The sequence below is a fragment of the Xanthomonas sp. BRIP62411 genome (assembly GCF_003993525.1).
In the GTDB taxonomy this organism is placed as follows: Bacteria; Pseudomonadota; Gammaproteobacteria; order Xanthomonadales; family Xanthomonadaceae; genus Xanthomonas; species Xanthomonas euroxanthea.
This window is the reverse complement of sequence record NZ_QEZI01000027.1, coordinates 123,250-148,586: the sequence shown is the minus strand read 5'-3', so window position 1 is coordinate 148,586 and position 25,337 is coordinate 123,250. Positions and strand designations below refer to the sequence as shown.

Genomic DNA, 25,337 nt, shown 5'->3' with positions numbered 1-25,337 from the left:
AGAAGGTGCACAACGCTATACCAGCTGCCTGTCGCTTTTTTTGCAACGCGCACCCCTAAAAAAACCGCTTTGGGGTGACAGGGCCGGTTCGTATAGTCGAATCGACAGGCGCCGCCTGCCACGCGCGCCTGTCGCCACGATGTCACCGGGCAATCGCCGGGCAATGGACCGCCCAGCGTGCTCCCCCTTTCCACGCCGCCTGCGGAGGCCTCATGCACCAGTTCCTGTGGCATCGCGGTCCTGGCAGCGGCGGTAGAACACCACATTCGCACGGCACCCCATGCTGAGCGCGCAACGCACCTCATCCGCCCCCTGCTCGGGCGCACGCGCGGTTGCCCGCTGCGATGCCCTGGGACTGGCGCCCTACAGCGACACCCCCGCCGGGCTGTTCCGCGCCTGGCTCAGCCCGGCGCATCGCGCCGCCGTCGCACAGGTGGGCGAATGGATGCGCCAGGCCGGCATGCAGGTGCGGCTGGATGCAGCGGCCAATCTGGTCGGGCGCTACGAAGGCGCACGCGCCGACGCACCGGCGCTGCTGATCGGCAGCCATCTGGACAGCGTGCGCGATGCCGGGCGTTACGACGGCCCGCTCGGTATCCTGCTCGGCATCGAATGCGTCGCCGCGCTGCATGCGCAGGAGCGGCGCCTGCCATTCGCGATCGAGGTGATCGCCTTCGGCGACGAGGAAGGGTCGCGCTTTCCTGCCTCGATGTTCTGCAGCCGTGCAGTCGCCGGCACGCTCGACCCCGCCACGTTGGCGGTCACCGATGCGGCCGGCATCGACGTGGCCAAAGCGCTGGCGGACTGGGACCTGGATATCGCCCAGATCCAGCAGGCCGCACGCGCGCCCGGCAGCGTGCTGGCCTATCTGGAAACCCATATCGAACAAGGCCCGGTGCTGGAAGCGGCAGGCCTGCCGGTCGGCATCGTCACCGCGATCGCGGCGCAGCGGCGCTTTGCGCTGCGCTTCGACGGCCGCGCCGGCCACGCCGGCACCACCACCATGGCCCTGCGTCGCGATGCATTGAGCGCCGCTGCCGAGGCCCTGCTGGCGATCGAAGGGATTGCATGCGCCGGCAGCGACGACCTGGTCGCCACGGTCGGCAAGCTGCAGGTCGCACCCGGTGCCACCAACGTGGTGCCGGGCCGGGTGGACTGCACGCTGGACGTGCGCGCCGGCGACGACGCAACGCGCGATGTAGCAGTGCAGGAGATCGAACAGGCGCTTGCACGGATCAGCGCCAGCCGCGGCATCGCCATCGCCCTCGATCCACTGCAGACCTTGGCCGCCAGCCCCTGCGCACCGGCGCTGATGACCCGTCTGCAACACGCAGTCGCCGCACAAGGCATCGCGCCACGCCAGCTGGTGTCCGGCGCCGGCCACGATGCGATGGTGATGGCCGCGCTCTGCCCCACCGCGATGCTGTTCGTGCGCTGCGCCAGCGGCATCAGCCATCATCCGGACGAACACGTGGCTCCGGCCGATGCCGAGCTCGCACTGGCAGTCATGCGCCACTTCATCGAACACCTGGGAGATCCCCTTGTCACCTGATCTGCGTCACCTGCACACCTTCGGCGAACTCGATCCCCCGCAACGGCTGTTGATGGGCCCGGGCCCGGTCAATGCGCATCCGCGTGTGCTGCGCGCGATGGCGGCCGACCTGCTCGGCCAGTTCGACCCGGAAATGACCACCTACATGAACGAGGTGATGGCGCTGTACCGGCCGCTGTTCGGCACCGAGAATCGCTGGACGTTTCTGGTCGATGGCACCGCGCGCGCCGGTATCGAAGCGGCGCTGGTATCGCTGGTCAGACCGGGCGACCGCGTGCTGGTGATCAACTTCGGCCGTTTCGGCCTGCTGCTCACCGAAATCCTCGGCCGGCTCGGTGCCGACGTGCACACCGTGGATGCGCCCTGGGGCGAAGTGGTGCCGCTTGCTGCAATCGCCGAGGCGATCGAGCGCGTGGCCCCCAAGCTGGTCGCTACCGTGCACGGCGACACCTCCACCACCATGGCCCAGCCGCTGGATGGCGTAGGCGCGCTGTGCCGCGCGGCCGGCGCGCTGAGTTACGTGGATGCCACTGCCACCATCGGCGGCATGGAGATCGCCAGCGATCGCTGGGACGTGGACGTGGTCACCGGCGGCCTGCAGAAATGCCTGGGCGGGCCGTCCGGCTCGGCACCGATCACCGTCTCCAACGCGGCGGCCGAGGCGATCTTCGCGCGCCGCCATGTCGAACGCGGCATCGTGCGCGCCGACATCGTCAACGGCAGCGGGCCGCGCATCGCCTCCAATTATTTCGATCTGGCGATGATCATGGATTACTGGTCCGACAAGCGCCTCAATCACCACACCGAAGCCACCACCATGTTGTACGGCGCCCGCGAATGCGCGCGCGTGGCGCTGCAGGAAGGCCTGGATGCCCGCTTCGCCCGCCACGCCGCCGCCGGACGTGCGGTGAGCGCGGGCATCCGCGCGTTGGGGCTGGAGGTGTTCGGCGGCGATGCGCACCGCATGAGCAATGTCACCGGCGTGGTGATTCCACCCGGCATCGACAGCGATGCGGTACGCCGACGCATGCGCGAGGATTTCGAAATCGAGATCGGCACCGCGTTCGGCCCGCTGCAGGGCAGGATCTGGCGCATCGGCGCAATGGGCTACAACGCGATGAAGCACAAGGTGCTGATCACCCTGGCCGCGCTGGAAGCGGTGCTGCGCGCCGAAGGCTACGCCTGCACACCGGGGCTGGCGGTGGACGCCGCCCTTGCGGCCTGGCACGCGGAGCCGCATGCATGAACACCGCGCGCGACCTGGTCGGCTATGGCGCCACCCCACCTGCGGTGCAGTGGCCCGGGGGCGCACGCATCGCGGTGCAGTTCGTCATCAACTACGAAGAGGGCGCGGAGAACTGCGTGCTCAACGGCGATGCCGGCTCGGAAGCCTTCCTGTCGGAAATGGTCGGCGCCCAGTCGCAGCCCGGCGCGCGCGCCATGGCGATGGAAAGCCTGTACGAATACGGCAGCCGCGCCGGCTTCTGGCGGCTGCATCGGCTGTTCACCACGCGCAACGTGCCGGTGACCGTGTTCGGCGTGGCGCAGGCACTGGCCTCCAACCCCGAGGCGGTGGCCGCGATGCAGGCGGCCGACTGGGAAATCGCCAGCCACGGCCTGCGCTGGATCGATTACCAGCAGGTGGACGAGGCCACCGAGCGCGCGCATATCGCGCAGGCCATCGCCGTGCACACCCGTGTCACCGGCAGCCGCCCACTGGGCTGGTACCAGGGCCGCACCAGCCCCAACACCGCGCGCCTGGTCGCCGAAGAAGGCGGCTTTGTCTACGACGCCGACAGCTATGCCGACGATGTGCCGTATTACGACACGCGCCACGGCCGCGCGCAGTTGATCGTGCCGTACACACTGGACGCCAACGACATGAAGTTCGTCGCCTACAACGGCTTTGCCGATGGCGAGCCATTCTTCCGCTACCTGCGCGATGGCTTCGAGCAACTGCGCAGCGAGGGGGGCCGCATGCTGTCGGTCGGCCTGCACGGGCGCATCGTCGGCAAGCCGGCGCGCGCCGCGGCCCTGGCGCGGTTTGTCGATCACGTGCTGGCCAGCGGCGATGCCTGGATTGCGCGCCGCATCGATATCGCGCGGCATTGGCTGCAGGTCCATCCGGCATGAGCATCGACACCACCGACATCGACCTGCCCGAGGTGATCGCGCAAGTGACCGCGGCCTTCCATGCCTACGAACAGGCGCTGATGGACGACGACATCGCCGCGATGGATGCGCTGTTCCACCCCGCACCCAGCACGGTGCGCTACGGCGTGGGCGAAGTGCTGTACGGCATCGAGGCGATCCGCGCCTTTCGCATCGGGCGCGGCGGCTCGCCGCAACGCCAGCTCGTGCAGGTGCAGGTGCACGGCTTCGGTCACGACTTCGCCACCACACATGCGGAATTCGTTCGTGCCGGCAGCAGCGCGCGCGGCCGCCAGAGCCAGAGCTGGGTGCGGTTCTCCGACGGCTGGAAGGTGGTCGCCGCGCATGTCTCGCTGCAGGGGACGCATGCATGAGCGCGCTCGACGACAACATGCTGGACGATGCCGCCTTCGTGGCGCGCTACCGCGAGCTGTTCGAGCATTCGCCGTGGGTGGTCGAACGCGCTGCACGGCGGCGCCCGTTCGCCGATGTGTACCGCGGGCTGATGCAGGTGGTGTTCGACGCGTCGCAGGAGGACCAGGTTGCGTTGATCCGCGCCCATCCGGAGCTGGCCGGCAAGGCGGCAATCGACCGCACGCTCACCGCCGCGTCGGCGGCCGAGCAGGCCGCGGCCGGATTGGACAGGCTCAGCGACGCCGAGTTCAAGCGCTTCCACGCGCTCAATCAGGCCTATCGCCACCGGTTCGGATTTCCGTTCGTGATCTGCGTGCGGCTGCACGACAAGGCCGGCATCCTGGCCGCACTGGAACGCCGGCTGGATGCATCGCGCAGCGAAGAACTGTCCACCGCCCTCGCCGAGATCGCCAAGATCGTATCCCTGCGCCTGGAGGCACTGCCATGAGCCTGGCCCAACTCGAACGCGAGCTCCACCACGATCTGCAACGCCTGGCCCACGGCGGCGATGCATGGACGCAGCCGCGCGTGCATCCGGCCGGGCACGTGTATGACGTGGTGATCGTCGGCGCCGGCCAGAGCGGCCTGGGCGCGGCGTTCGCACTGCAACGCGAGCGCGTGCACAACGTGCTGGTCATCGATGAAAACGCCGCGGGGCAGGAAGGTCCGTGGGTGACCTATGCGCGCATGCAGACCCTGCGCACGCCCAAGCAGATCACCTCGATCGACCTGGGCGTGCCGTCGCTGACCTTCCGCGCCTGGTGGGAAGCCCAGCACGGCAGCGCCGGCTGGGACGCGCTGGACAAGATTCCACGCGGCAGCTGGATGGACTATCTGCGTTGGTACCGCGCGGTGCTGCGCCTGCCGGTGCGCAATGCCACCCAGCTGGCACGCGTGGAGCCGGACGTGGCGCCGGGCATCCACCGCCTGCATCTGGCCATGGGCGCGCCGCTGCTCACGCGCAAGCTGATCCTGGCCACCGGCATCCAGGGCGGCGGCCAATGGATGGTGCCGGACTGGATCAGCCGCGCCCTGCCCGCAGAGCGCTACGCGCACACCTCCGGCCACATCGACTTCGCCGCGCTGGCCGGCAAGCGCGTGGGCATCCTGGGCGGCGGCGCCTCGGCATTCGACAATGCCTGTTTCGCGCTGGATCAAGGCGTCGCCAGTGCGGAGGTGTTCGTGCGCCGCAGCGCATTGCCGCGCATCAATCCGTTCCGCCACATGGAACAGGCCGGCATCATTCCGCGCTTTCTCACGCTGCCGGATGCGGACAAGTACCGGATGATGGCCAGCTTCTTCGCACACAACCAGCCGCCGACCAACGACACCTTCCAACGCGCCTGCGCGCATGCCGGCTTTGCGCTGCACCTGGGCGCGCCGTGGCTGGAGGTGGCCGAGCGCGATGGCGAAGTAGTGGTCCGTACGCCGCAGGGCGAGCATCGCTTCGACTTCCTCGCCGTTGCCACCGGCCTGGTCACCGACCCGCAGCTGCGCCCGGAACTGGCCGCGCTGTCCGGGCGCATCGCCTGCTGGGCCGACCGCTACCAGCCGCCGCCGGGCCAGGCCAATCCGGTATTGGATGCACATCCCTACCTGGGGCCGGGCTTCGAACTGCTGCCGCGCACGCCCGAGGATGCCGCGCTGCTGCATGGGGTGTTCGCCTTCAACTATTCGGCGCTGATCAACCACGGCCCGTCGGCGGCAGCGCTGTCCGGGCTCAAGGTCGCGCTGCCGCGGCTGGCCCGCGCGGTGGCCGATCAGCTGTTCCTGGACGACCGCCAGGCCATCGTCGACTGCTACCTGGCCTACGACCAGCCCGAATTCGTCGGCCAATGGCCGCAACCGACCCAGGCGGTGGCATGAGCACGCTGTCCACCCATGTGCTGGATACCGCCACCGGCCGCCCCGCCGCCGGCATCGCCTTGCGCCTGTACGCCGACGCCGGCCTGCACTTTGCCGGGGTCACCAACCAGGACGGGCGTTGCCCCGAACTGGCCGCGCTCACGCTGCAACCCGGCCGCTACCGGCTGGAGTTCGAGGTGGCCGGCTATTGGCGTGCCACCGGCACCGCACTGCCGGACCCGCCATTCCTGGAGCAAATCCCGATCGCGTTCGGCATCGCCGACGACGGCCATTACCACGTGCCGCTGCTGCTTTCGCCGTACGGGTATTCCACCTACCGCGGCAGCTGAGCGTCCGCCGCTTCGGCAACGGACCGGCGGGGCATACGCCGCGTTGCGCATCGGCCCCGTAGAATGGCGCCTTTCCGGCGACAGGCCGGGGCCCCGGAATTGTCATGATCCACAACGATGTACTGCGCAGCATCCGCTACATGCTCGACCTCAGCGACGACAAGGTAGTGGAGATCACCCACCTGGCCGACCCGGAGTTCGCGCTCGACAAGCCGCAGGTACAGGCCTGGCTGAAGAAGGAGGACGAGCCCGGCTTCGAGCCCTGCACCGACGCGATGCTGGCGCGCTTCCTCGACGGCCTGGTGCTGCGTTTCCGCGGCCGCGACGAAAGCCAGCCGGTACGTCCGCTGGAAACCCGTGTCGGCAACAACCTGGTGCTGAAGAAACTGCGCGTGGCCTTCGAGCTGAAAGACGTGGACATGCACGCCATCTTCGCCAGCGCCGGCTTCCCGCTGTCCAAGCCGGAACTGTCCGCGCTGTTCCGCCAGCCCGGCCACAAGAATTTCCGCCCCTGCGGCGACCAGCTGTTGCGCGCCTTCCTCAAGGGCCTGACCGCCCGGATGCGCGAAGCGGGTTGACGACCTGATACCGAGGTCGGCCTGGTTTGGCCTGATCGTGCGACGACGCCGCGACTTGAATTCGCAGGTTTTTAGCGCAGTTTTCGTGTATCTCGAAGTGGCTGGATAGTGTCGATGGATCGATCGTGGAGCGGTCGATCTGTTGCTTGGCTGCACGGCCCTTGCCCGCCCACCATCGCAGGACACGCCGTGAATCCGTCCATGGAGGCTCTGGCGCGGCATCCATGCCGCTCAAGGTCCCGCGACGGTGGGCAGGCAAGGACCAGTCGAGATGGTCGGTGTGCTTGGTGCAAGCAATGCACGACGTGCGTTGTTCGGATTGTGGGAGCCCAGTGAGCCCCTCAATCGAAGCCGAGCAACAGGCAAGCGTTGAACAAGGCGATCTCAAACTCCTCTGCGTTCCAAAGCAAAACAGGTTTTGACCCGGCCACCGACCAACGCTCTGGTGCGGTGTCCTCGTCGATTGCGGGACCGTGTGGCGGCATCGATGCCGCCACCGAGCCTCACGGATGGATTCACGGCGTGTCCCGCGAGCGGTGAGGGCACCGCACGCTCGACCGACCAGGCGTTTGACCTAGCTGTTGACTGCAGCTAGGCGTGTGCCGGGCGCCTTTGTTCGTGGTCCTGTGTCACGCCGCAGCCGCCAGGCGCGGCCGGCGTGCATCCAGACGGAACACCGCTACCGCTTCGCTCAGTTCCACCGCCTGCTCTTGCATTGCACGTGCCGCGGCGGAGGCCTCTTCCACCAGTGCGGCATTGCGCTGGGTGGTTTCGTCCATGTCGTTGACCGTGCGGGCGACCTGCTCGATGCCGGACGACTGCTCGCGCGATGCCGCGGAAATTTCCGCGATCAAGGTGGTGACCTGCTGCACCGACTGCACGATCTGCTGCATCGTCTGCCCGGCCTGATCCACGCGCGCGCTGCCCCGCTCCACGCTGTCCACCGAGGCATCGATCAGGTGCTTGATCTCCTTGGCCGCGCCGGCCGAACGCTGCGCCAGCGCGCGCACTTCCGAGGCGACCACGGCGAAACCACGGCCCTGTTCGCCCGCCCGTGCGGCTTCCACCGCCGCGTTCAAGGCCAGGATGTTGGTCTGGAACGCGATGCCGTCGATGACGCTGATGATCTCGGCGATCTTCTTCGACGAGACCTCGATCTCGCCCATGGTGTCGACCACACTGGCCACCATCTCGCCGCCGCGGCCGGCGATCTCCGCGGCCGCCTGCGCGCCGCGGCTGGCCTGCTGCGCGGTGTCGGCGTTCTGGCGCACGGTGGAGGTGAGTTCTTCCATCGAGGCGGCGGTTTCTTCCAGGTTGGCGGCCTGCTGTTCGGTGCGCTGCGCCAGGTCGTTGTTGCCGGCAGCAATCTCCGCCGAGGCGGTGCGGATGGTCTGCGCGGCCAGGGTGATGTCGCCGACGATATCGGTCAGGCGCTGCACGGTGGCGTTGGCATCGTCGCGCATGCGCGCGAACACGCCTTGCTGGTTGCCGTGCATGCGCGCGGTCAGGTCGCCATCGGCAATCGCCTTGAGCAGCTGCGACAGCTCGGCCAGGTTCTGGTCCACGTTCTGCATCAGACCGTTGACGCCGCTGACCATGGCGCGGAATTCGAACTGGTAGGCCTCAGCGTTGCCGCGCGTGGCGAAGTCGCCGGCCGCAGCCGCGTCGACCAGGCCACGGATTTCGCCGTTGATCGCCGCCAGGTTGCGCTTGGTGGTGTCCATCGCCTCGGTGATCTGCGCCTTCTCGCCCGGCAGGCGCGGCATGTCCACCGACATGTCGCCCACGGCGTAATGCTGCATCACCTGCAGCATGTCGCCGATCAGACCGACCTGTGCGCCGATCAGGCCATTGGTGTCGTCGACCATGCGGCCGTACGCGCCCGGGAAGGCCTGCGCGTCCATGCGGTAACTCATCTGCCCGGCTTCGTGGCGCTGCGCCATGTCGGCCTGCGCGGTGGAGACATCGCTGAGCGTGTTGACCACCTGGCCCATGGCCTGGCCGAGCAGACCGATTTCATCGCGATTGCTGACCGCCGCACGCACCGACAGATCGCCGGCTGCCACCTGGCGCGCCGCGCGTGCGACGTGTTCGATCGGGCGCACGATCGAGCGACGGATCCACCAGCCCAGCACCGCTACCAGGCACAACGCCGCCACGATGGTGGCCACCGCCGACAGCACCAGCTTGTGCTGCGCCGATTGCGAACCGGCCAGCACCGCGGCATCGGCCAGGGTCTTGCTGCGCGTCACCAGCGCTTCCAGCGTCTGGCTAGGCGCGCGGTCCTGGCCCTTGACCAGCTGGTCGCCGACCTGGGTGTCGTAACCGGCTTCGGCAAACCTGCCCAGCGCTGCTTCATAGTGGCGCTGCAGGCCCAGATGCGCCTTGGCAAAGTCCTGCGCCAGCGTTCGCACCTGCGGATCCCGGGTGGCCTTGGCCAGCGCTTCGGTGCCTGCCTGCACCTTCCTGCCCTGCTCGCGGAAGGCGCCCAGGTGCTTGTCCAGCTGCGCCGGGTCGCGTCCGCGGATCAGGACATTCTTCCACTCCTGCACCTGCAGGCGGAAGTCGCGGGTGATCTCCTCGCTGCTGGAGGCCTGCGCCACCTCCGGCGGTACCTTGCCCGACAGGCTCAGCCACGCCGTGCCCAAACCACCGAGGGCACACAGCAGGATGACCGACAGACCCAGCGCGAGCGCGCCGAGCAGCTTGCTTTGCAGGCTGACGAATTTCGGTGTGGCAACAGACATGGGGCATCCAGAGTGGGAATTGCACCGGTTATCGACAGGTGTATTACCGATCTGAAGCAGCGCCCGGCGCCAGAATCTGCCTTGAATGCCCAAAGAGGTGAGCACTTCCGGATTCCCCGACAGGCTTCACCCGTCCGCCCGACCATCGCGCCATCTGTGGCGGCCCCGTATCCTTCCCGCGCATGACCGAGCCTGCTTTTCCGATCTCCCCCCTGCTGCCGCAGCTGTGCGACAGCCTGGCCACCCATCCGCGGCTGGTGCTGGAAGCCCCGCCCGGCGCCGGCAAGACCACCCAGGTGCCGCTGGCCTTGCTGGACGCGCCGTGGCTGGCCGGTCGCAAGATCGTGATGCTCGAACCGCGCCGCGTGGCCGCCCGCAGCGCCGCCGTGTTCATGGCGCGCCAGCTGGGCGAGCCGGTCGGCGAGACCGTGGGCTACCGCATCCGCTTCGAGAACAAGACCTCCGCGCGCACCCGCATCGAGGTCGTCACCGAGGGCATCCTGACCCGCATGATCCAGGACGACCCGATGCTGGAGCACGTCGGCGCGCTGCTGTTCGACGAATTCCACGAACGCCATCTGGCCGGCGACCTCGGCCTGGCGCTGGCGCTGGACGTGCAGGCGCAGGTGCGCGAAGACCTGCGCATCGTGGCGATGTCGGCCACGCTCGATGGCGAGCGCCTGGCCGGCTTTCTCGACGCGCCGCGCCTGAGCAGCGCCGGGCGCAGCTTCCCGGTGGAGGTCGCGCACTTCCCCGCACGCCGCGACGAAGCGCTGGAGCCGCAGACCCGGCGCGCGGTGGAACACGCCCTGGCCGCCCATCCGGGCGATGTGCTGGTGTTCCTGCCCGGCCAACGCGAGATCGCACGCGTGCACGGCGCCCTGCAGGACGTGCTGGACCCGGCGGTGCAGGTGCTGCCGCTGCATGGCGAGCTGTCGGTCGAGGCGCAAAGCCAGGTGCTGCAGCCGGACCCGTCGGGGCGCCGCCGCGTGGTGCTGGCAACCAATGTGGCCGAGTCCTCGGTGACCCTGCCCGGCGTGCGCGTGGTCATCGACAGCGGGCTGGCGCGCGAGCCGCACTACGACCCCAACAGCGGTTTCTCGCGGCTGGACATCACCACCATTGCGCAGGCCTCGGCCGACCAGCGCGCCGGCCGCGCGGGGCGCGTGGCCAGCGGCTGGGCGTACCGGCTGTGGCCGCAGTCGCAACGGCTGGAACCGCAGCGGCGCGCGGAGATCACCCAGGTGGAACTGGCCGGCCTGGCGCTGGAGCTCGCCGCCTGGGGCAGCGCCGCGCTGCGTTTCGTCGATGCACCGCCGGCCGGCGCGCTGGCCGCCGCGCACGAGTTGCTGCAGCGACTGGGCGCACTCACCGGCAGCGGCGGCATCACCGCGCTGGGCCGGCGCATGCTCGCGCTGGGCACCCATCCGCGCCTGGCCGCGATGCTGGTGCAGGCCGGCGATGCGACCCGCGTGGCGCTGGCCTGCGACCTGGCCGCCTTGCTGGAAGCACGCGACCCGCTGCGTCAGGGCGGCGATGGGCTGGCCGCGCGCTGGCGCGCACTGGCTGCCTTCCGGCAAGGCCGCAGCGCGCACGATGCCAACCGCGGCGGCCTGGCCGCGATCGACAGCGCCGCCAGGCAATGGCGACGCCGGCTGCGCTGCGACAGCGCCCCGCCCGCCAGCGTGGAGGCGCATGCACTGGGCGACCTGCTCTCGCGCGCCTTCCCCGACCGCATTGCCGCGCGCCACCCCAACGACCCGCTGCGCTACCTGCTTGCCAACGGCCGCAGCGCGCGCCTGTTCGACCACAGCGACCTGCGCGGCGAGCCGTGGCTGGTCGCCAGCGAACTGCGTTACGAAGCCAAGGACGCGCTGCTGCTGCGCGCCGCGCCGGTGGACGAAGGCTATCTGCGCCGCAGCGTGCCAGAGCGCTTCGTGCAGCAGGACCTGGTGCAATGGGATGCGGACAAGCGCGCCCTGGTCGCGCGCCGGCAATCCAGCTTCGACCGCATCGTGCTCGACAGCCGCCCGGCCGGCCGCGTCGATCCGGCGCAAGCCGCCGGCGCCCTGACCGAGGCTGTGCGTCAGCTGGGCCTGGATGCCTTGCCCTGGACCGACGGCCTGCGCCAATGGCGTGCCCGCCTGCAGTCGTTGCGTGCCTGGATGCCCGAGCTGGCGCTGCCCGATCTGTCCGATACGGCGCTGCTGGACACGCTGGACACCTGGCTGCGCCCGGCCTTCGCCGGCAAGACCCGCCTGGATGCGCTGGACGAGGCCAATCTGGGCGAAGCGCTCAAGGCCGCCCTGCCGTGGGACCGCCGCCAGTTGATCGACCGCCACGCGCCCAACCGCATCAGCGTGCCCTCGGGCATGGAGCGGCAGATCGTTTATGCCCTCGACCACGCCGGGCAGCCGTTGCCGCCGGTGCTGGCGGTCAAGTTGCAGGAACTGTTCGGTCTGGCCGAAACCCCGCGCATTGCCGACGGCCGCATCCCGCTGACCCTGCATCTGCTCTCGCCCGGCGGGCGCCCGTTGCAGGTCACCCAGGATCTGAAGAGCTTCTGGGTCACGACCTATCCGGATGTCAGGAAGGAGATGAAGGGGCGGTATCCCAGACATCCGTGGCCCGACGATCCTTGGACTGCGACTGCAACCCATAGAGCAAAACCACGTGGCACTTGAGGCCCCTCTCCCCGCGGGAGAGGGACTGGGTGAGGGTACGAGCGAAGCCACGTGCGGTGGAACAACGCGAGGGCTTCGCCCGTACCCGCATCCGCCCTTCGGGCACCTTTTCCCGGTGGGAGAAGGGAAGCGACGCGCATGCGCATCGCTCTGTCATTTACCGCTACTCAGACGCCCGCGCCCAATGCGCCCCACCGCATTACTTAACCGCAAGCCAAACAAGCTCCACCACCGCTAACACGGTCTATACGCATCAGCCCACACACTGCGGCCCACGTACTCAGAAAGGAAACGCCTCCAATGAGCAAGCTGACTGTGATCACCGAACGCGCCCTGGAGCGTGCCCTGGAACTGGCTGGCAATGCTGGCGACCACCTGCGTCACGCCGCATCCAATGCTGGTGATCAGGCCCGTCATGCAGGCAGCAGCCTGCGTCATTTCGGCCCGGGCGCCAGCGAATGGTTGAAGACCGGCGCAGCACTGGGTGCCGTGCGGACCGGCGGCAAGGTCGTTGGCAAAGCGGTCAAGCGCAACCCGGCCGTCACCGTGGCTGCTGCCGTCGCCGGCCTGGGCCTGATCGGTTATGCCGTGTATCGCAAGCGCCAGCGTGACCAGCAGCTCCCCGGCGGCAACGTGCACCGCCTGGATCGCGAAAACGCCAGCAATGCCAGCGCACGTCGCGCGGCCTACCAGCGCCGCGGCGCAGTGACGCCGAGCGACGGCATCGAATAAGCCGTCCTTCCAGGCACAAACAACAACGCCACGGCCCTGCGCCGTGGCGTTGTTGTTTGCGGATGACATCGGTGCGACCACCTCGCTAAGTCATCGACACCCACTCGCGCGGTCGAGGAATGCGGCACACCATGTGCGGGTCCAGACCATCACCGACCACGTGGGTCGCATTGCCTGTCCACACCCGCGCCCCTCTCAGCAAGCATGTCCTGAAGCACTGCAGGTCGAGGCATCGTTGGAATGGATCGGCCATCCAGACACACTCAACCGTCGCATCCTTCCTGCGTTGCCAATCCAGCGGGTAATGCTGCATGGGCGGTGCAGTAAAGCGACCGGTGTACTGAATGCATCAACTCAGCGTCGCGTGCGGTGAAGCTACCGCGGTACCGGATGCATCAGGCTCAGCGTCGCGTCCTGCCCGGCCGCGCGGGATGCGGCTGTTCGACGCGCCATTGGCCGGGCGCAAGCGCATCCAGTCTCCAGTCGCCGATCGCCACGCGGATCAGACGCAGGGTCGGAAGGCCGACCGAGGCGGTCATGCGCCGCACCTGGCGATTGCGGCCTTCGGTGATCTGCAGTTCCAGCCAGGCATCGGGCACGGTCTTGCGGGCCCGCACCGGCGGATCGCGGGGCCACAGGTCCGGTGCCGGGTCGAGCCTGCGCACCTTGGCCGGACGGGTCGGGCCGTCGTTGAGCAGCACGCCATCGCGCAAGGCCTGCAGGTGCGCAGGCGCCGGGTCGCCTTCCACCTGCACCCAATAGGTCTTGGGTTGCTTGTGGCGCGGGTCGGTCAGGCGATGCGCCAATGCGCCATCGTCGGTCAGCAACAACAAGCCTTCGCTGTCGTGGTCCAGACGGCCCGCCGCGTACACATCGCCCGGCAGGCCGAATTCGGCCAGCGTGCGTTTGGGCGGCTGCGAGCGGTCGCTGAATTGCGACAGCACGCCATAGGGTTTGTTCAACAACACCAACATGCCAGTCCTGTTGCGCAAGAGCGTTGCATGCCACGCGCGTGGCGCGTGGGTCGTGCACCGGGTTGAAGAAATCGCGCCGCGCGCGACGCCGAGGCGCTGCACCTGCCTGCAACGGCGATGAACGCTGACGCAGCAAGCATCGCGACGCGGGCGCTGCTGCAGCATTGGCCTGCTGCGGGCGACCACCGCAGCGTCGGCCTGGCTGGCCGTCACGGCGCTGGCCGCGCTATCTGTATGGCTGTGCGCCTGGTAGCGCCGTCATCGCATGGCGCACGTCATTCCAGCAGCGACGCACCACGACGGACCGCCAGAGACCTGCACGCCGACGCGCAATGCGTCGGCATGCAGGCAAAGCCTCACTGCTTGACGAACTTCAGGGTCATGCGGTCGCTCTCGCCGATCGCCTTGTACTTGGCATCGTCGGCCTTGTCGTGGCTGTTGCTTGGCGGCAAGGTCCACACGCCAGCGGGATAGTCCTTGGTGTCGCGCGGATTGGCATTGACCTCGCTCTTGCCGGCCAGCTTGAACCCGGCCGCTTCTGCCATCGCAATCAACTGCGCCTGGCCGACATAGCCGCTCTTGTCGTCGGCCGGCACGTCGGCCTTGGCTCGGTGCTCGACCACGCCAAGCACACCGCCGGGCTTGAGCACCTTGTAGAAGCCGGCAAACATCGCCTCGGCATTGCCGGCCATGCGCCAGTTGTGCACGTTGCGGAAGGTCAGCACCAGATCGGCCGAATTGTCCACGCCGAACGAGGGCGTCTTGGGCACATAAGAGACGAACGACGGCTTGCCGTACACCTGCGGCTTGGCGGCAAACTTCTTCTCCAGCTCGTCGCGCCCGCGCTGTGCGGAATCGCGGCCACGGCCTTCCGGCACCGCCGCCGGGTCGACCACTGCCGCCACGTACTTGCCCTTGTCGCGCAGGTACGGCGCCAGGATTTCCGAGTACCAGCCGCCGCCCGGCGTGATTTCGATGACGGTCTGGGTCGGCTTGATGCCGAAGAACGCCAGCGTCTGGCCCGGATGACGATAGACATCGCGCTGCACGTAGACACGATCGCGCCAGTTGCCGTCGATGGCTTTCTGCAGCGCCGCGTCGGGCGCCGGCAGGCTGGCGCTATCGGCCGGTTTCATTGCCATTGCCAGTGGCGCGCTCATCGCCACTGCCATCCCCACCACACATGCACACACCAGCTTGTTGCGGATCATCGCAGCGCCCTTTACGGGAAAAAGTAGCGCGAGCCTAGCATGCGGCCGGAAGCCTGCCATGTGCATGGATCAAGGCGCCGCATGACGCGCCGCACCAGCGGGAAGCGACATGTTCAAATGATGTGAGTCGATGAGGGCGATCGGCGGAACGCAGAATCCACGCAGGTGTCACACGCAACATCGACACGCATGACTATGCTGTCGGCAGTTCGAATCAGGAGCATCCGTGATGACCCATTCCCGCGCGTTAGGCCGCTCCGGCCTGCAGGTTCAACCGATCGTGTTCGGTGGCAATGTGTTTGGCTGGAGCGCCGACGAGGCGACCTCGTTTGCGTTGCTCGATGCCTTCGTCGATGCCGGTTTCAATCTGGTCGACACCGCCGATGCGTACTCCGGCTGGGTGCCGGGCAACCGCGGTGGCGAGTCGGAAACCATCATCGGGCGCTGGCTCGCACGCAGCGGCAAACGCGACAAGGTATTGATCGCCACCAAGGTGGCCAAGTGGAGCGAGCATCCGGGCCTGTCGCCGGAGAATATCGCCGCTGCCGTGGACGATTCGCTGCGCCGTCTGCAGACCGATGTGATCGATCTGTACCAGGCGCACGAAGACGACGCATCGATTCCGCTGGAAGCCACGCTGGCCGCGTTCGGCCGCTTGATCGAACAGGGCAAGGTGCGCGCGATCGGCGCGTCCAACTACAGCGCCGCCCGCCTGCGCGACGCCCTGGATGTTTCCGAGCAGTACAAGCTGCCGCGTTACGAAAGCCTGCAACCGGAATACAACCTCTACGACCGCGCCGGCTATGAAGCCGAGCTGGAGCCGCTGGTGCGCGAACGCGAACTCGGCGTGATCAGCTACTACTCGCTGGCCAGCGGCTTTCTGACCGGCAAGTACCGCAGCGCCGACGACGCCGGCAAGAGCAGCGCGCGTGGCGCCTCGGTGGTCAAGCAATACGTCAATCCGCGCGGCCTGCGCATCCTGCAGGCGCTGGACGATCTGGCGGCCACCCACACTGCGACGCCGGCCCAGATCGCACTGGCCTGGCTGATCGCGCGTCCGGGCCTGACCGCACCGATCGTCAGTGCCACCAGCGTGACCCAGTTGCACGATGTGCTGGCCGCTGCACAGCTGTCGCTGAGCGCCGATCAGATCGCACAGCTCGATGCCGCAAGCGCCCCCGAGCCGGCCGACGCGGCCTGACGCATCGGTTTGCAGCACGCGCGCATCGCAGCGACGGACACACGTCTCCCGCTTGCAGCCGCCAGCGCGGCTGTGCCTTCCGGCCGCGTACGCGCGGCCCTTTCCGCAAGGAATCCCCATGACATCGATCACCAACCGCCGCATCGTGCTGGCTTCGCGCCCGCACGGCGAGCCGAGCGCCGACAATTTCCGCATTGAAGAGGTTGCCCTGCCGCCCACCGGGCACGAACAGATCCTGGTGCGCAACCGCTTCCTGTCGCTGGACCCGTACATGCGCGGACGCATGGACGACGGCCCGTCCTACGCCGCACCGGTGGAGATTGACGCAGTGATGGAAGGCGGCACCGTCGGCGAGGTGCTCGAGTCGCACCATGCCGGCTATCAGCCCGGCGACCTGCTGGTGCTGCCCGGCGGTTGGCAGAGCCATAGCCTGCTCACGCCCACCACGCCGCTGCGCAAGCTACCCAAGGACGATGCCCTGCCGCCCAGCACCGCGCTGGGCGTATACGGCATGCCCGGCTTCACCGCCTACGCCGGCCTGCACGAAATCGGCAAGCCGCAGGCCGGCGAAACCCTGGTGGTGGCGGCGGCCAGCGGGCCGGTCGGCGCCACCGTGGCCCAGCTGGCGCGCCTGCAGGGCCTGCGCGTGGTGGCCATTGCCGGTGGCGAGGAAAAGGTGCGGTACCTGCGCGAGGTGCTGCGCGTGGACGTGGCACTGGACCACCGCGCCGACGACTTCGCCGAGCAGCTGCGCGCGGCCACCCCGGACGGGATCGACGTCTACTTCGAGAATGTCGGCGGCAAGGTCTTCGACGCGGTACTGCCGCAATTGAACGACTTCGCGCGCATCCCGGTCTGCGGCGTGATCGCCACCTACAACAGCCGCGGCCAGGCCTCGCCGGGGCCGGATCGCCTGCCGGAGTTCATGGGCCAGGTGCTGCGCAAGCGGCTGACCGTGCGCGGCTTCATCCAGCACGATTTCATCCGCCTGATGCCCGCCTTCCTGCGCGAGATGGGCCAGTGGCTGCGCGAGGGCCAGATCCAGTACCGCGAACACGTCCTGCACGGCCTGGACAGCGCCCCGCAGGGCCTGATCAGCCTGCTGCGCGGCGAGAACTTCGGCAAGGCCGTCGTTGCCCTCGACTAGCTCGACTCGCAGCGCCAGATACGTTCCCCGCTTTTACGATTCCCCATTCCCGATTACCAAAGGAACACAATGACAGTCCCCGCATTCGGCCTCGGTACCTTTCGCCTCAAGGACCAGGTCGTCATCGACTCGGTGCGCAACGCACTGGCGTTGGGCTACCGCGCCATCGATACCGCGCAGATCTACGACAACGAAGAGCAGGTCGGCCAGGCCATCGCCGCCTCCGGGCTGCCGCGCGACCAGCTGTACCTGACCACCAAGATCTGGGTCGACAAGTTCGAACGCAGCGCCTTGCTGCCCAGCCTGCAGGACAGCCTGCGCAAACTGGGCACCGACCATGTCGACCTGACCCTGATCCACTGGCCTTCGCCGAAGGATCAGGTGCCGATGCGCGAGTATCTGGAAGCCTTGAACGAGGCTCGGCAGCAGGGCCTGACCCGTGCGATCGGTGTGTCCAACTTCACCATCGCGCTGATCAGGCAGGCCATCGAGATCCTGGGCGCCGATGCCATCGCCACCAATCAGATCGAAGTGCATCCCTACCTGCAGAACCGCACCCTGATCGCGTTCTTGCGCGAGCAGGGCATCCATGTCACCTCGTACATGACGCTGGCCGTGGGCGAGGTGCTGAAGGATCCGGTGATCCAGGCAATCGCTGCGCGCCATGACGCCACTGCGGCGCAGGTCACGCTGGCCTGGGCCTTGCAGCAGGGGTATTCGGTGATTCCGTCCTCGACCAAGCGCGACAATCTCGAAAGCAATCTCAAGGCGCAAACGCTGCGGTTGAGCGAGCAGGACATGACCGAGATCGCCGCCCTGGACCGCGGCCAGCGCCTGGCCAATCCGAAGGCCATCGCACCCGACTGGGATTGAGGTCCCGGCGGTGCCACGGATCGGCGCTGTCCGGTCCGTGGCACCGCCACCGCGGCGACCGCTCGTCGTCGCGTGCTGGTTGCACACGGCAGGCGCTGCTACGGTGCCAGGCACAGGGGGGTAGCCTCGGCAACCGAGTCCTACCCATGCACAGCGCATCCGTCTTGACCCGCCGCACCGTCAATCTCGATACAGAGATCGCCTACTGGCGCAATGTCCACGCCGAAGGCCATCTGGGTGGCTACGCCTTTGCCGATTACGCCCGGTTACTGACGCTCGGCTACGACATCTATCTGGCCTATCCGCGCGCGACCGAAGCGCAGCTGTACCGCGTGCTGCAGGACGGCTATTACCACTATCGACCGATGCTGTCGGTGCCCTGGGACCAGGCGCGCTGGATCGTGCGACATGCCTGGCGCCATCTGGAAGAAGCCGCGGTCCGGCATTGAAGCGAGCGTCCTGACCTAACGTGACCACTGCGACCACTGCGCAGCCCGTGCGGCCGCGCAGCGTTTCAGCTCACTGCCCCAGCGCCATCGCCTGGCGATCGATGCGGTGCTTGTCGGCCAGTGCCTGCATGCCCTGCAGCGTGGCGGCGATCAGGCTGGCATAGCGCAGCCGCCACAGCGTGGCGCGGGCGTTGTCGTCGTGGGTATTGCCCAGGCCATCGAGCACCTGCGGCAGACGGCGGTCGGCCAGTGCGGAAGCGGCCAGGTACGGCTTTTCCGGTGCAATCACGTCCACCGGTGCGCGCCAGTCGTTGGCAACCTGCTGGGAAATGCCGGCCAGGTGCGAGAGCTGGTGCATGCCGATCAGCGTCTCGTGCAGCATCTCGCGGCACGCCCACTGCCAGAGCGCCACCTTCTCCGATGGGTCCTTGGCAATCTCGGTGAGTGCCAGATCAACCTTGTCGATGCGTGAGTCGCGCATTGCTGAGCTCCGATGCTGCTGTGCAACATAATTCACACCATACACCGTGAGTATCGAGTGAGCCAAACGTTTGAAAGATGTGGGCGCGCCGATGCTCGACCCCGCTCACGCGGTGCGCCATCGGCCCCGGCCGCCGCCGCGGCACCCTGACTTCCTGCCCATGGCAAGGCGCGCAGCCGCGCGCCATGCTGCCGCATCCCCGCTCCCAGGCATCGTCATGCGCTTGCCCACCGTCCTGGCCCCGCTCCTGCTGCTGGCGGCCTGTAGCGCACAGGCCACAGACGCCATGCCGCAGGTGTCCGCCGAGCAGTGCGATGTCAGTACCTCCTACGACGTGCTGGCCGACAGCGGCGGCATCTGGCTGCGTCGCAAGCAAGGCATACCGCGCGAGATTTTCTTCCACGGTGGCGAGCTCAACATCGACCGCCAGCCACAACCGGTCAGCGCTGCCGATGCGCAACGCCTGCGCGACCTCGAGCAAGGTGCCCGCGCCTTGATGCCGGCCGTGACCGCCATTGCCCGCTCGGTGGTCGACATCAGCTTCGACGCACTGGCCGGGGTGGTGCAGATGCTCACCGACAGTACGCGCCAGGAGCGCAAGGTCGAGCGCCTGCGCGGCACCGCGCTTGCGCAGGTCGATGCCACGCTGGGGCGTGGGCGCTGGGAACAGGCACTGTTCGACGAACGGTTCGAAGCCAGTGTCGAACGCGCTGCCGACGACCTGGCCGGTAGCCTGACCCGCAGCGTCATGTGGACGGTGATGACCGGACGCACTGCGCAGCTGGAGCAGCGCGGCGAACAACTGGACGCACGCATGGAGCAGCAGATGCAGGCACGCAGTCAGGCGCTGGAAGCGCAGGCACGGACGCTGTGCACGCAGGCGCAGGCACTGTATGGGCTGCAGCAGGCGCTGGAATATCGCTTCCGGGGCGAGCGGCTGCAGATGCTGGAACTCGACACGCACCGGCAGAACGACCAATCCGATCTACCGGCGTCCAACAGCGTCGTGGTGACGGCGGCGCACTGACAGCGGCGATGCAGTGCAGGCGGCATGGGCGTACCTGCAAATCGGTTCTCGCAGCACACTGGCTCGTATCGGCTGTCCGGTTGCGGTGAGTGCGCATGCCATGATGCGTGCATGCATCACGTATCAGCCAACGGCGCGTTGATGGTCTTGCCAGAACCGCTGGTCTGGAGCTGGCTCAGTCCGCGCTGGTTGACGCCATCTGCCGCAGGGCGGTCGCACGGCCACAGGCGTGGTTGCGTCAGCTCGGCTGCCGCAGCGTCAGGTGAGCAACCAGTGGCGCAGCGCATCCGATACCGCCTGCGGCTGCTCCAGTGGCGACAGATGCCCGCAGGCAGGCACCTTTACCAGCCGCGCGTGTGCTGCCAGTGCGGCCATTTCCTCGTGCAATGCAGGCGGAGTGATCGCATCGTCCTGACCGCACAGCACCAGCAGCGGGCCGGCATAGGCGCGCAGCAGTGCGCGGCCGTCCTCCCGCTCCAGCCGGTTCTGCCGCAGGAATACCTCCACGCCCAGACGCTGGGTCATGCCACGCACCCGTTCCAGCAAGGCCTCGTCGTGCCAGCGCGAGGGGTGCACATAGTGCCGCAGCAGCCGCTCGCCGAATCCGTGGAAGGCACTGGCGCCACGCACGCTCGCTTCCTGTGCGCGCCGTTGTGCCGCGCGCTCGGGCGAGTCGGCACGTGCAGAGGTATCCAGCAACGCCAGCCGCTCGACGCGCTCAGGGGCGATACGCAGGATTTCCTGCGCGACATAGCCACCCAGCGAAAACCCCGCCAATGCAAAGCGCGGCGGCATCTGCGCCAGCAGCTGCGTTGCCAGCGCGCGCATGCTCTCGCCCTGGGTGAGGTCGCCGACCACGCAGTCGGCAACGTCGGCCAGTGCCGCGCGCTGGGCGTGCCACAACTGCGCATCGTTGAGCAGACCGGGAAGCAGTAACAAGGTGGGACGCGTCGCGCTCATGCGCAGCAGCGTCCGATCGAGGGCGCAGAAACAGGCACTGTCATCGCCACAGTGTGCCGCGCAGCGATGCACATCGCCAGCCTGCAAAAGTCCCCGGACGCGCGTCGCATCGCCTGCTATGGCGTGTCGTCCCGCGGGCGTGCCAGGTTGCGCTGTCGCCGGTCGCCGGTCGCCGGTCGCCGGTGGTTCTGCGCAGCGGCGCCGCGCTGCTGCAACAAAACGGCCCGACGCATGCGCCGGGCCGTTTCTGGCGCCACCCCATGGCGCGGGTGGCGATGCTGGCGTGGATCAGGCCAGGGTCAGGGTGACGTCGATGTTGCCGCGGGTCGCGTTGGAGTACGGGCAGACCTGGTGAGCCTTGTCGACCAGCGCCTGCAGTTCGGCCTGATCCATGCCCGGCACTGCGATGCGCAGTTCCACGGCAATGCCGAAGCCGCCCGGAATCTGGCCGATGCCGACGCTGCTGTCGATGCTCACTTCGCCCGGCAGCTTGAGCTTGTCCTGGGCCGCGACAGCCTTCATCGCGCCGATGAAGCAGGCAGCGTAGCCGGCAGCAAACAGCTGCTCCGGGTTGGTGCCATCGCCGCCGGCACCGCCAAGCTCGCGCGGGGTGGACAGCTTGGCGTCCAGGGCCTTGTCGGAAGACACGGCGCGGCCTTCGCGGCCACCGGTGGCAGTGGCGTGGGCGGTGTAGAGGACTTTTTCAAGTACAGCCATGGTGGTTCTCCAGGTGAGCGCTGTCAGCGCGTGATGTGAATGAATAGTTGGCGATTGAATCGTGTGCGACATGTTGCATGATACATAGGCACTGCTGGCTCGCCTTACCCCGCGCCGAGGTTGGAGCGTAATGTCTCCAGCTGCTGCTTGAGGTGGCGCAGTTCCTCCAGGGAGCACGCCGAGGCACAGAAGACCTGCTCGGGTACTGCGCCGGCCTTGGCGCGCAGCGCGCGGCCGCTATCGGTCAGCGCGATGATCACCTGACGCTCGTCGCTGGCAGCGCGCGTGCGGGTGACCAGTCCGGCGGCCTGCAGCCGCTTGAGCAGCGGGGTCAGCGTGGCCGAGTCCAGGAACAGGCGCTCGCCGATCTCCGACACGCTGCGGCCGTCGGTTTCCCACAGCACCAGCAGCACCAGATATTGCGGATAGGTCAGGTCCAGCGTCTTGAGCAGCCCGCGGTAGAGCTTGTGCATCGCCAGGTTGGCCGAATACAGCGCAAAGCACAGCTGGTTGTCGAGCTGTAGCAGCGCGTCGGTCCGGGCGGTGGGGGCTGTGGCGGTGTCCATGCCTACAATCTACATCGCACGCTATTTAATAGCAAGCGATTTCCGGCGTGCCGTTGTCGCGGGTAAGCGGCTGCGCCACTGCCGCGCCACCACCTTGAGCCACGGCTCAGGTGAACTGGATGAAGAAATGCCCCGCCCCAGCGCCGTCGCCCAGCTTCCTGGCACGCTGGTCTGCAAACAGATAACCGGTGCCATCACCGAACAGGCCGGCGTAGCCGGGATCGACGCGGCGTAATTGCGACTCTACAAACTGGGCAAGGAAGTAGTAGCGCGGGCTCGTATGGATGGGATCGTGCACCCAACACGGTCGCCCAAGTTGCTTGCTCATCCCTGCGCCGTTGTCGTCGTCTTCCAGTTCTTCGGCCATGTCGTCGTCATTGAATGGCTGCAGACCGATCCAATGACGCCCCAGCAACAACGCACCGTCACCGACGCACACCTCCTGCGCGGCACGTCGATGCAGCAGCACCTTGCTGTGGCCCAGTGCGAGCTTGTCGCATTCACCTTGCTGATTGACGGTGAGCCTGCGGAGCGACGATCGGCTGTGACCGCCGCCAGGTCGTTCGATTGAGGCGAAGACGGTCAGCGCCATCTCCTCGGGCAGATACGGCGTGGGCAGGAACGACCCGGTAAGCATGACGATGGGCAGCATCGGCTGTCCGGTCGCTGGATCCGTTGGCCATTGCGCGGCATCGTGCAACCAGGCACCGCCGCCGAACTGGCCCAGGCCGCGGTCTTCGTCGGCAACGACGATCTTGTGGAGTCCGGGGCCGGGACGCGCCTGCATGCCTATGCGCGATGCGCGGTGGCCAGATAGTCGGCGCTCTGCATCTCGATCAGGCGCGAGGCAGTGCGCTCGAATGCGCCGGCCAGGCGCTGGCCGCTGTACAACGCCGGCGGGGCGTCCTGGGCGGTGCAGACCAGGTTGACATGGCGGTCGTACAACTCGTCGATCAGATTGACGAAGCGGCGCGCGGCGTCCTCGTTCATGCGGTCGAAGTGCGGGATGCCGCCCAGCAACACGGTGGTGAACTCACGCGCGATCTCGATATAGTCGCCCGGGCCGCGCGGGCCCTCGCACAGCGCGGCAAAATCGAACCAGGCGATGCTCTTGCCGCGCGCACGCACGGCAATCTTGCGTGCCTCGATTTCGATGTTGCCGCTGCGCGCCTCGGAATTTCCGCTCAGTTCGCCCCAGCGCTGCAGCAGCCACGCGTCGGCCTGCGCATCCAGCGGCGCGCGATACACCGGCGAGCGCGTCAGCGCGCGCATGCGGTAATCCTCGGTGCCTTCGGCATAGAGTTCCACGCAGAACTTCTGCAGCAGGCCGATCGCCGGCATGAAGCTGTCGCGTTGCAGGCCGTTGGCGTAGAGGTTTTCCGGCGCGGTGTTGGAGGTGGTCACCAGGGTCACGCCTTCGGCGAACAGGCGTTCCAGCAGGCGCGCCAGCAGCATTGCATCGCCGATGTCGGTGACGAAGAATTCGTCCAGCACCAGCACGCGCAGATTCTCCCGCCACTGCTGCGCGATCTTGGCCAGCGGATCGCTCTGCCCGGCGTGCTCGCGCAATTGCTCGTGCACCCCGCGCATGAAGCGATGGAAATGCGTGCGGTATTTCTGCTTGATCGGCAGGCCGTCGTAGAACAGGTCGACCAGAAAGGTCTTGCCGCGCCCCACCCCACCCCAGAAATACAGGCCGCGCACCGGCTCGGGCTTCTTCCAGAACGCCGACAGCCGGTCCAGCCAGCCGTCCTGCGCGCTGTCCACCAGTGCCTCGTGGATGCGGTCCAGTTCCGCCAGGGCCGCCTGCTGCGCGGGGTCGGCGCGCCAGTCGCCGCGTTGTACGCCGGCGGCGTAGCGCTGCGACGGGGTCATCTCACTCATCGTGTTCTCCGCGGGCCGGCTGCTGCCTTGCCCGCTCAACGGCGCATCGCCGGGCGATACGCATGGGCCCTGCCGCAGTCAGACGGCGGCCGGCAACCAGCGCCGGACACCATGCTGGATCGCACCGCGCAGGTCGATCAACTTGCGGTGGAAAAAATGGCTGGTGTCGGGCATGCGGACCAGTTCGGGCTGCTGCTCCAGGGTTTCCAACCAGTCGTACACCGCCTGCGGGTCGACGATTTCGTCGGCATCGCCCTGGATCACCAGCCAGTGCGCCGGCGGCTGCACGTCGCTGAAATCCCAGCGCCCGGCCGGCGGCGCGATCGAGATCAGCACCTGCGGCTCGAGCGAGCCGGCAGCACGCAACGACACATAGGCACCGAAGCTGAAACCGGCCAGCCACAGCGTGTCGCCCGGGCGCTGGCTGCGCACCCACGCGGCGACCGCGCGCAGGTCGTCCTGCTCGCCATCGCCATGGTCGAACGCACCGGCCGAATTGCCGACACTGCGGAAATTGAAGCGCACCACGGTGATCCCCAGCTCGCGCAGCGCGCGCGCCGCCATGGTGACGACCTTGTTGTGCATGCTGCCGCCCTCGGTGGAGAGCGGGTGGCAGACGATGGCGGTGACCGGTTGCACGGCGGCATCCGGCTCGGGCAGATCGACCGCGACATCCAGCGGGCCGACCGGCCCATCCAGCGTCAACGCAGCCGATTCGGTGGGGAATAAGGGATTGGACATACCGTCATAATAGCCGCCCCGCCGGCCGCGTTCATCGCCCTGCCTGCACACTT

25 protein-coding genes are annotated in these 25,337 nt (G+C 67.7%); 15 read left to right on the top strand and 10 right to left on the bottom strand.

All coding sequences use genetic code 11. The features are described 5' to 3' along the window. Nucleotides 1-280: 280 nt before the first annotated feature. The 8 genes from EO139_RS20260 (at nucleotide 281) to EO139_RS20225 (ending at nucleotide 6,890) form a co-directional block, all read left to right on the top strand. A complete protein-coding gene (locus tag EO139_RS20260) occupies nucleotides 281-1,552 on the top strand; it encodes an allantoate amidohydrolase (protein ID WP_126972201.1) in 1,272 nt (423 codons plus the stop codon). Continuing rightward, on the top strand, nucleotides 1,542-2,798 hold the full coding sequence (locus EO139_RS20255) for an alanine--glyoxylate aminotransferase family protein (RefSeq protein WP_126972199.1): 1,257 nt from the start codon (nucleotides 1,542-1,544) through the stop codon (nucleotides 2,796-2,798). Before EO139_RS20260 ends, EO139_RS20255 begins: the two co-directional genes overlap by 11 nt. Next, entirely contained in the window at nucleotides 2,795-3,685 is an 891-nt protein-coding gene (gene puuE, locus EO139_RS20250; protein ID WP_119129326.1) for an allantoinase PuuE, read from the top strand. The genes EO139_RS20255 and puuE overlap by 4 nt, the downstream gene beginning before the upstream one ends. Then, the gene (gene hpxZ, locus EO139_RS20245; protein WP_104583916.1) at nucleotides 3,682-4,077 is read left to right on the top strand and encodes an oxalurate catabolism protein HpxZ; all 396 of its coding nucleotides are present in this window, start codon (nucleotides 3,682-3,684) and stop codon (nucleotides 4,075-4,077) included. Before puuE ends, hpxZ begins: the two co-directional genes overlap by 4 nt. Then, on the top strand, nucleotides 4,074-4,565 hold the full coding sequence (gene uraD / locus EO139_RS20240; protein ID WP_126972197.1) for a 2-oxo-4-hydroxy-4-carboxy-5-ureidoimidazoline decarboxylase: 492 nt from the start codon (nucleotides 4,074-4,076) through the stop codon (nucleotides 4,563-4,565). The genes hpxZ and uraD overlap by 4 nt, the downstream gene beginning before the upstream one ends. Next, the gene (gene hpyO / locus EO139_RS20235; RefSeq protein WP_126941607.1) at nucleotides 4,562-5,983 is read left to right on the top strand and encodes an FAD-dependent urate hydroxylase HpyO; all 1,422 of its coding nucleotides are present in this window, start codon (nucleotides 4,562-4,564) and stop codon (nucleotides 5,981-5,983) included. Before uraD ends, hpyO begins: the two co-directional genes overlap by 4 nt. After that, complete coding sequence (uraH, locus tag EO139_RS20230; RefSeq protein WP_126972195.1) at nucleotides 5,953-6,312, top strand: hydroxyisourate hydrolase; 360 nt, start codon at nucleotides 5,953-5,955, stop codon at nucleotides 6,310-6,312. The genes hpyO and uraH overlap by 31 nt, the downstream gene beginning before the upstream one ends. A 104-nt stretch (nucleotides 6,313-6,416) precedes the next feature. Further along, nucleotides 6,417-6,890 carry a DUF1456 family protein gene (locus EO139_RS20225; RefSeq protein ID WP_016901421.1) on the top strand — a complete coding sequence of 158 codons (474 nt, stop codon included), beginning with the start codon at nucleotides 6,417-6,419 and terminating at the stop codon, nucleotides 6,888-6,890. A gap of 629 nt (nucleotides 6,891-7,519) precedes the next feature. Here the strand turns inward: EO139_RS20225 and EO139_RS20215 are convergent. Beyond that, on the bottom strand, nucleotides 7,520-9,637 hold the full coding sequence (locus tag EO139_RS20215) for a methyl-accepting chemotaxis protein (protein WP_164739945.1): 2,118 nt from the start codon (nucleotides 9,635-9,637) through the stop codon (nucleotides 7,520-7,522). Between the two features lie 182 nt (nucleotides 9,638-9,819). On the opposite strand from EO139_RS20215, the gene hrpB reads away from it, so the two are divergent. Further along, nucleotides 9,820-12,321, top strand: coding sequence for an ATP-dependent helicase HrpB (gene hrpB / locus EO139_RS20210; RefSeq protein ID WP_126972191.1), 2,502 nt, complete (start codon nucleotides 9,820-9,822; stop codon nucleotides 12,319-12,321). A gap of 300 nt (nucleotides 12,322-12,621) precedes the next feature. Continuing rightward, on the top strand, nucleotides 12,622-13,053 hold the full coding sequence (locus EO139_RS20205; RefSeq protein WP_104583920.1) for a hypothetical protein: 432 nt from the start codon (nucleotides 12,622-12,624) through the stop codon (nucleotides 13,051-13,053). Between the two features lie 401 nt (nucleotides 13,054-13,454). On the opposite strand, the gene EO139_RS20200 is transcribed toward EO139_RS20205, so the two are convergent. After that, nucleotides 13,455-14,027, bottom strand: a complete 573-nt coding sequence (locus EO139_RS20200) for a pseudouridine synthase (RefSeq protein ID WP_115675673.1) — start codon at nucleotides 14,025-14,027, stop codon at nucleotides 13,455-13,457. A 356-nt stretch (nucleotides 14,028-14,383) separates the two neighbouring features. Next, nucleotides 14,384-15,238 (bottom strand): class I SAM-dependent methyltransferase, encoded by an 855-nt coding sequence (locus tag EO139_RS20195; RefSeq protein ID WP_104583921.1) that lies wholly within the window; start codon nucleotides 15,236-15,238, stop codon nucleotides 14,384-14,386. 229 nt (nucleotides 15,239-15,467) lie between these two features. On the opposite strand from EO139_RS20195, the gene EO139_RS20190 reads away from it, so the two are divergent. From EO139_RS20190 to EO139_RS20175, 4 genes are all read left to right on the top strand, one after another. After that, a complete protein-coding gene (locus EO139_RS20190) occupies nucleotides 15,468-16,439 on the top strand; it encodes an aldo/keto reductase (protein WP_104583922.1) in 972 nt (323 codons plus the stop codon). A gap of 118 nt (nucleotides 16,440-16,557) precedes the next feature. Further along, entirely contained in the window at nucleotides 16,558-17,586 is a 1,029-nt protein-coding gene (locus EO139_RS20185; protein WP_126945230.1) for an NADP-dependent oxidoreductase, read from the top strand. Between the two features lie 69 nt (nucleotides 17,587-17,655). Next, entirely contained in the window at nucleotides 17,656-18,459 is an 804-nt protein-coding gene (gene dkgB / locus EO139_RS20180; RefSeq protein ID WP_126972189.1) for a 2,5-didehydrogluconate reductase DkgB, read from the top strand. 146 nt (nucleotides 18,460-18,605) lie between these two features. Beyond that, nucleotides 18,606-18,908: a hypothetical protein gene (locus EO139_RS20175; RefSeq protein WP_104583925.1), complete on the top strand. Its 303-nt coding sequence runs from the start codon at nucleotides 18,606-18,608 to the stop codon at nucleotides 18,906-18,908. 70 nt (nucleotides 18,909-18,978) lie between these two features. On the opposite strand, the gene EO139_RS20170 is transcribed toward EO139_RS20175, so the two are convergent. Next, a complete protein-coding gene (locus EO139_RS20170) occupies nucleotides 18,979-19,389 on the bottom strand; it encodes a hypothetical protein (protein WP_164739289.1) in 411 nt (136 codons plus the stop codon). Nucleotides 19,390-19,549: 160 nt separating this feature from the next. On the opposite strand from EO139_RS20170, the gene EO139_RS20165 reads away from it, so the two are divergent. Beyond that, nucleotides 19,550-20,416 carry a DUF2884 family protein gene (locus tag EO139_RS20165; protein ID WP_126972187.1) on the top strand — a complete coding sequence of 289 codons (867 nt, stop codon included), beginning with the start codon at nucleotides 19,550-19,552 and terminating at the stop codon, nucleotides 20,414-20,416. A 258-nt stretch (nucleotides 20,417-20,674) separates the two neighbouring features. Here EO139_RS20165 and EO139_RS20160 read toward each other — a convergent pair whose 3' ends face one another. From EO139_RS20160 to EO139_RS20135, 6 genes are all read right to left on the bottom strand, one after another. Then, nucleotides 20,675-21,376: an alpha/beta fold hydrolase gene (locus EO139_RS20160; RefSeq protein WP_126972185.1), complete on the bottom strand. Its 702-nt coding sequence runs from the start codon at nucleotides 21,374-21,376 to the stop codon at nucleotides 20,675-20,677. A gap of 288 nt (nucleotides 21,377-21,664) precedes the next feature. Beyond that, the gene (locus EO139_RS20155; protein ID WP_104583929.1) at nucleotides 21,665-22,093 is read right to left on the bottom strand and encodes an organic hydroperoxide resistance protein; all 429 of its coding nucleotides are present in this window, start codon (nucleotides 22,091-22,093) and stop codon (nucleotides 21,665-21,667) included. Nucleotides 22,094-22,197: 104 nt separating this feature from the next. After that, nucleotides 22,198-22,659 carry a MarR family transcriptional regulator gene (locus EO139_RS20150; RefSeq protein ID WP_104583930.1) on the bottom strand — a complete coding sequence of 154 codons (462 nt, stop codon included), beginning with the start codon at nucleotides 22,657-22,659 and terminating at the stop codon, nucleotides 22,198-22,200. A gap of 106 nt (nucleotides 22,660-22,765) precedes the next feature. Further along, nucleotides 22,766-23,446 carry a hypothetical protein gene (locus tag EO139_RS20145; RefSeq protein WP_241235990.1) on the bottom strand — a complete coding sequence of 227 codons (681 nt, stop codon included), beginning with the start codon at nucleotides 23,444-23,446 and terminating at the stop codon, nucleotides 22,766-22,768. Nucleotides 23,447-23,448: 2 nt separating this feature from the next. Continuing rightward, nucleotides 23,449-24,543, bottom strand: a complete 1,095-nt coding sequence (gene zapE, locus EO139_RS20140; protein ID WP_104649585.1) for a cell division protein ZapE — start codon at nucleotides 24,541-24,543, stop codon at nucleotides 23,449-23,451. Between the two features lie 78 nt (nucleotides 24,544-24,621). Further along, on the bottom strand, nucleotides 24,622-25,284 hold the full coding sequence (locus EO139_RS20135) for an alpha/beta hydrolase (RefSeq protein ID WP_104583978.1): 663 nt from the start codon (nucleotides 25,282-25,284) through the stop codon (nucleotides 24,622-24,624). Between the last annotated feature and the right edge of the window lie 53 nt (nucleotides 25,285-25,337).

Excerpts from the sequence above, each read along its gene's own strand:
- EO139_RS20260 (WP_126972201.1), top strand. The coding sequence starts at position 281 with ATGCTGAGCGCGCAACGCACCTCATCCGCCCCCTGCTCGGGCGCACGC.
- puuE (WP_119129326.1), top strand. The coding sequence starts at position 2,795 with ATGAACACCGCGCGCGACCTGGTCGGCTATGGCGCCACCCCACCTGCG.
- hpxZ (WP_104583916.1), top strand. The coding sequence starts at position 3,682 with ATGAGCATCGACACCACCGACATCGACCTGCCCGAGGTGATCGCGCAA.
- uraD (WP_126972197.1), top strand. The coding sequence starts at position 4,074 with ATGAGCGCGCTCGACGACAACATGCTGGACGATGCCGCCTTCGTGGCG.
- hpyO (WP_126941607.1), top strand. The coding sequence starts at position 4,562 with ATGAGCCTGGCCCAACTCGAACGCGAGCTCCACCACGATCTGCAACGC.
- uraH (WP_126972195.1), top strand. The coding sequence starts at position 5,953 with ATGGCCGCAACCGACCCAGGCGGTGGCATGAGCACGCTGTCCACCCAT.
- EO139_RS20225 (WP_016901421.1), top strand. The coding sequence starts at position 6,417 with ATGATCCACAACGATGTACTGCGCAGCATCCGCTACATGCTCGACCTC.
- EO139_RS20215 (WP_164739945.1), bottom strand. The coding sequence starts at position 9,637 with ATGTCTGTTGCCACACCGAAATTCGTCAGCCTGCAAAGCAAGCTGCTC.
- hrpB (WP_126972191.1), top strand. The coding sequence starts at position 9,820 with ATGACCGAGCCTGCTTTTCCGATCTCCCCCCTGCTGCCGCAGCTGTGC.
- EO139_RS20205 (WP_104583920.1), top strand. The coding sequence starts at position 12,622 with ATGAGCAAGCTGACTGTGATCACCGAACGCGCCCTGGAGCGTGCCCTG.
- EO139_RS20200 (WP_115675673.1), bottom strand. The coding sequence starts at position 14,027 with ATGTTGGTGTTGTTGAACAAACCCTATGGCGTGCTGTCGCAATTCAGC.
- EO139_RS20195 (WP_104583921.1), bottom strand. The coding sequence starts at position 15,238 with ATGATCCGCAACAAGCTGGTGTGTGCATGTGTGGTGGGGATGGCAGTG.
- EO139_RS20190 (WP_104583922.1), top strand. The coding sequence starts at position 15,468 with ATGACCCATTCCCGCGCGTTAGGCCGCTCCGGCCTGCAGGTTCAACCG.
- EO139_RS20185 (WP_126945230.1), top strand. The coding sequence starts at position 16,558 with ATGACATCGATCACCAACCGCCGCATCGTGCTGGCTTCGCGCCCGCAC.
- dkgB (WP_126972189.1), top strand. The coding sequence starts at position 17,656 with ATGACAGTCCCCGCATTCGGCCTCGGTACCTTTCGCCTCAAGGACCAG.
- EO139_RS20175 (WP_104583925.1), top strand. The coding sequence starts at position 18,606 with ATGCACAGCGCATCCGTCTTGACCCGCCGCACCGTCAATCTCGATACA.
- EO139_RS20170 (WP_164739289.1), bottom strand. The coding sequence starts at position 19,389 with ATGCGCGACTCACGCATCGACAAGGTTGATCTGGCACTCACCGAGATT.
- EO139_RS20165 (WP_126972187.1), top strand. The coding sequence starts at position 19,550 with ATGGCAAGGCGCGCAGCCGCGCGCCATGCTGCCGCATCCCCGCTCCCA.
- EO139_RS20160 (WP_126972185.1), bottom strand. The coding sequence starts at position 21,376 with ATGAGCGCGACGCGTCCCACCTTGTTACTGCTTCCCGGTCTGCTCAAC.
- EO139_RS20155 (WP_104583929.1), bottom strand. The coding sequence starts at position 22,093 with ATGGCTGTACTTGAAAAAGTCCTCTACACCGCCCACGCCACTGCCACC.
- EO139_RS20150 (WP_104583930.1), bottom strand. The coding sequence starts at position 22,659 with ATGGACACCGCCACAGCCCCCACCGCCCGGACCGACGCGCTGCTACAG.
- EO139_RS20145 (WP_241235990.1), bottom strand. The coding sequence starts at position 23,446 with ATGCAGGCGCGTCCCGGCCCCGGACTCCACAAGATCGTCGTTGCCGAC.
- zapE (WP_104649585.1), bottom strand. The coding sequence starts at position 24,543 with ATGAGTGAGATGACCCCGTCGCAGCGCTACGCCGCCGGCGTACAACGC.
- EO139_RS20135 (WP_104583978.1), bottom strand. The coding sequence starts at position 25,284 with ATGTCCAATCCCTTATTCCCCACCGAATCGGCTGCGTTGACGCTGGAT.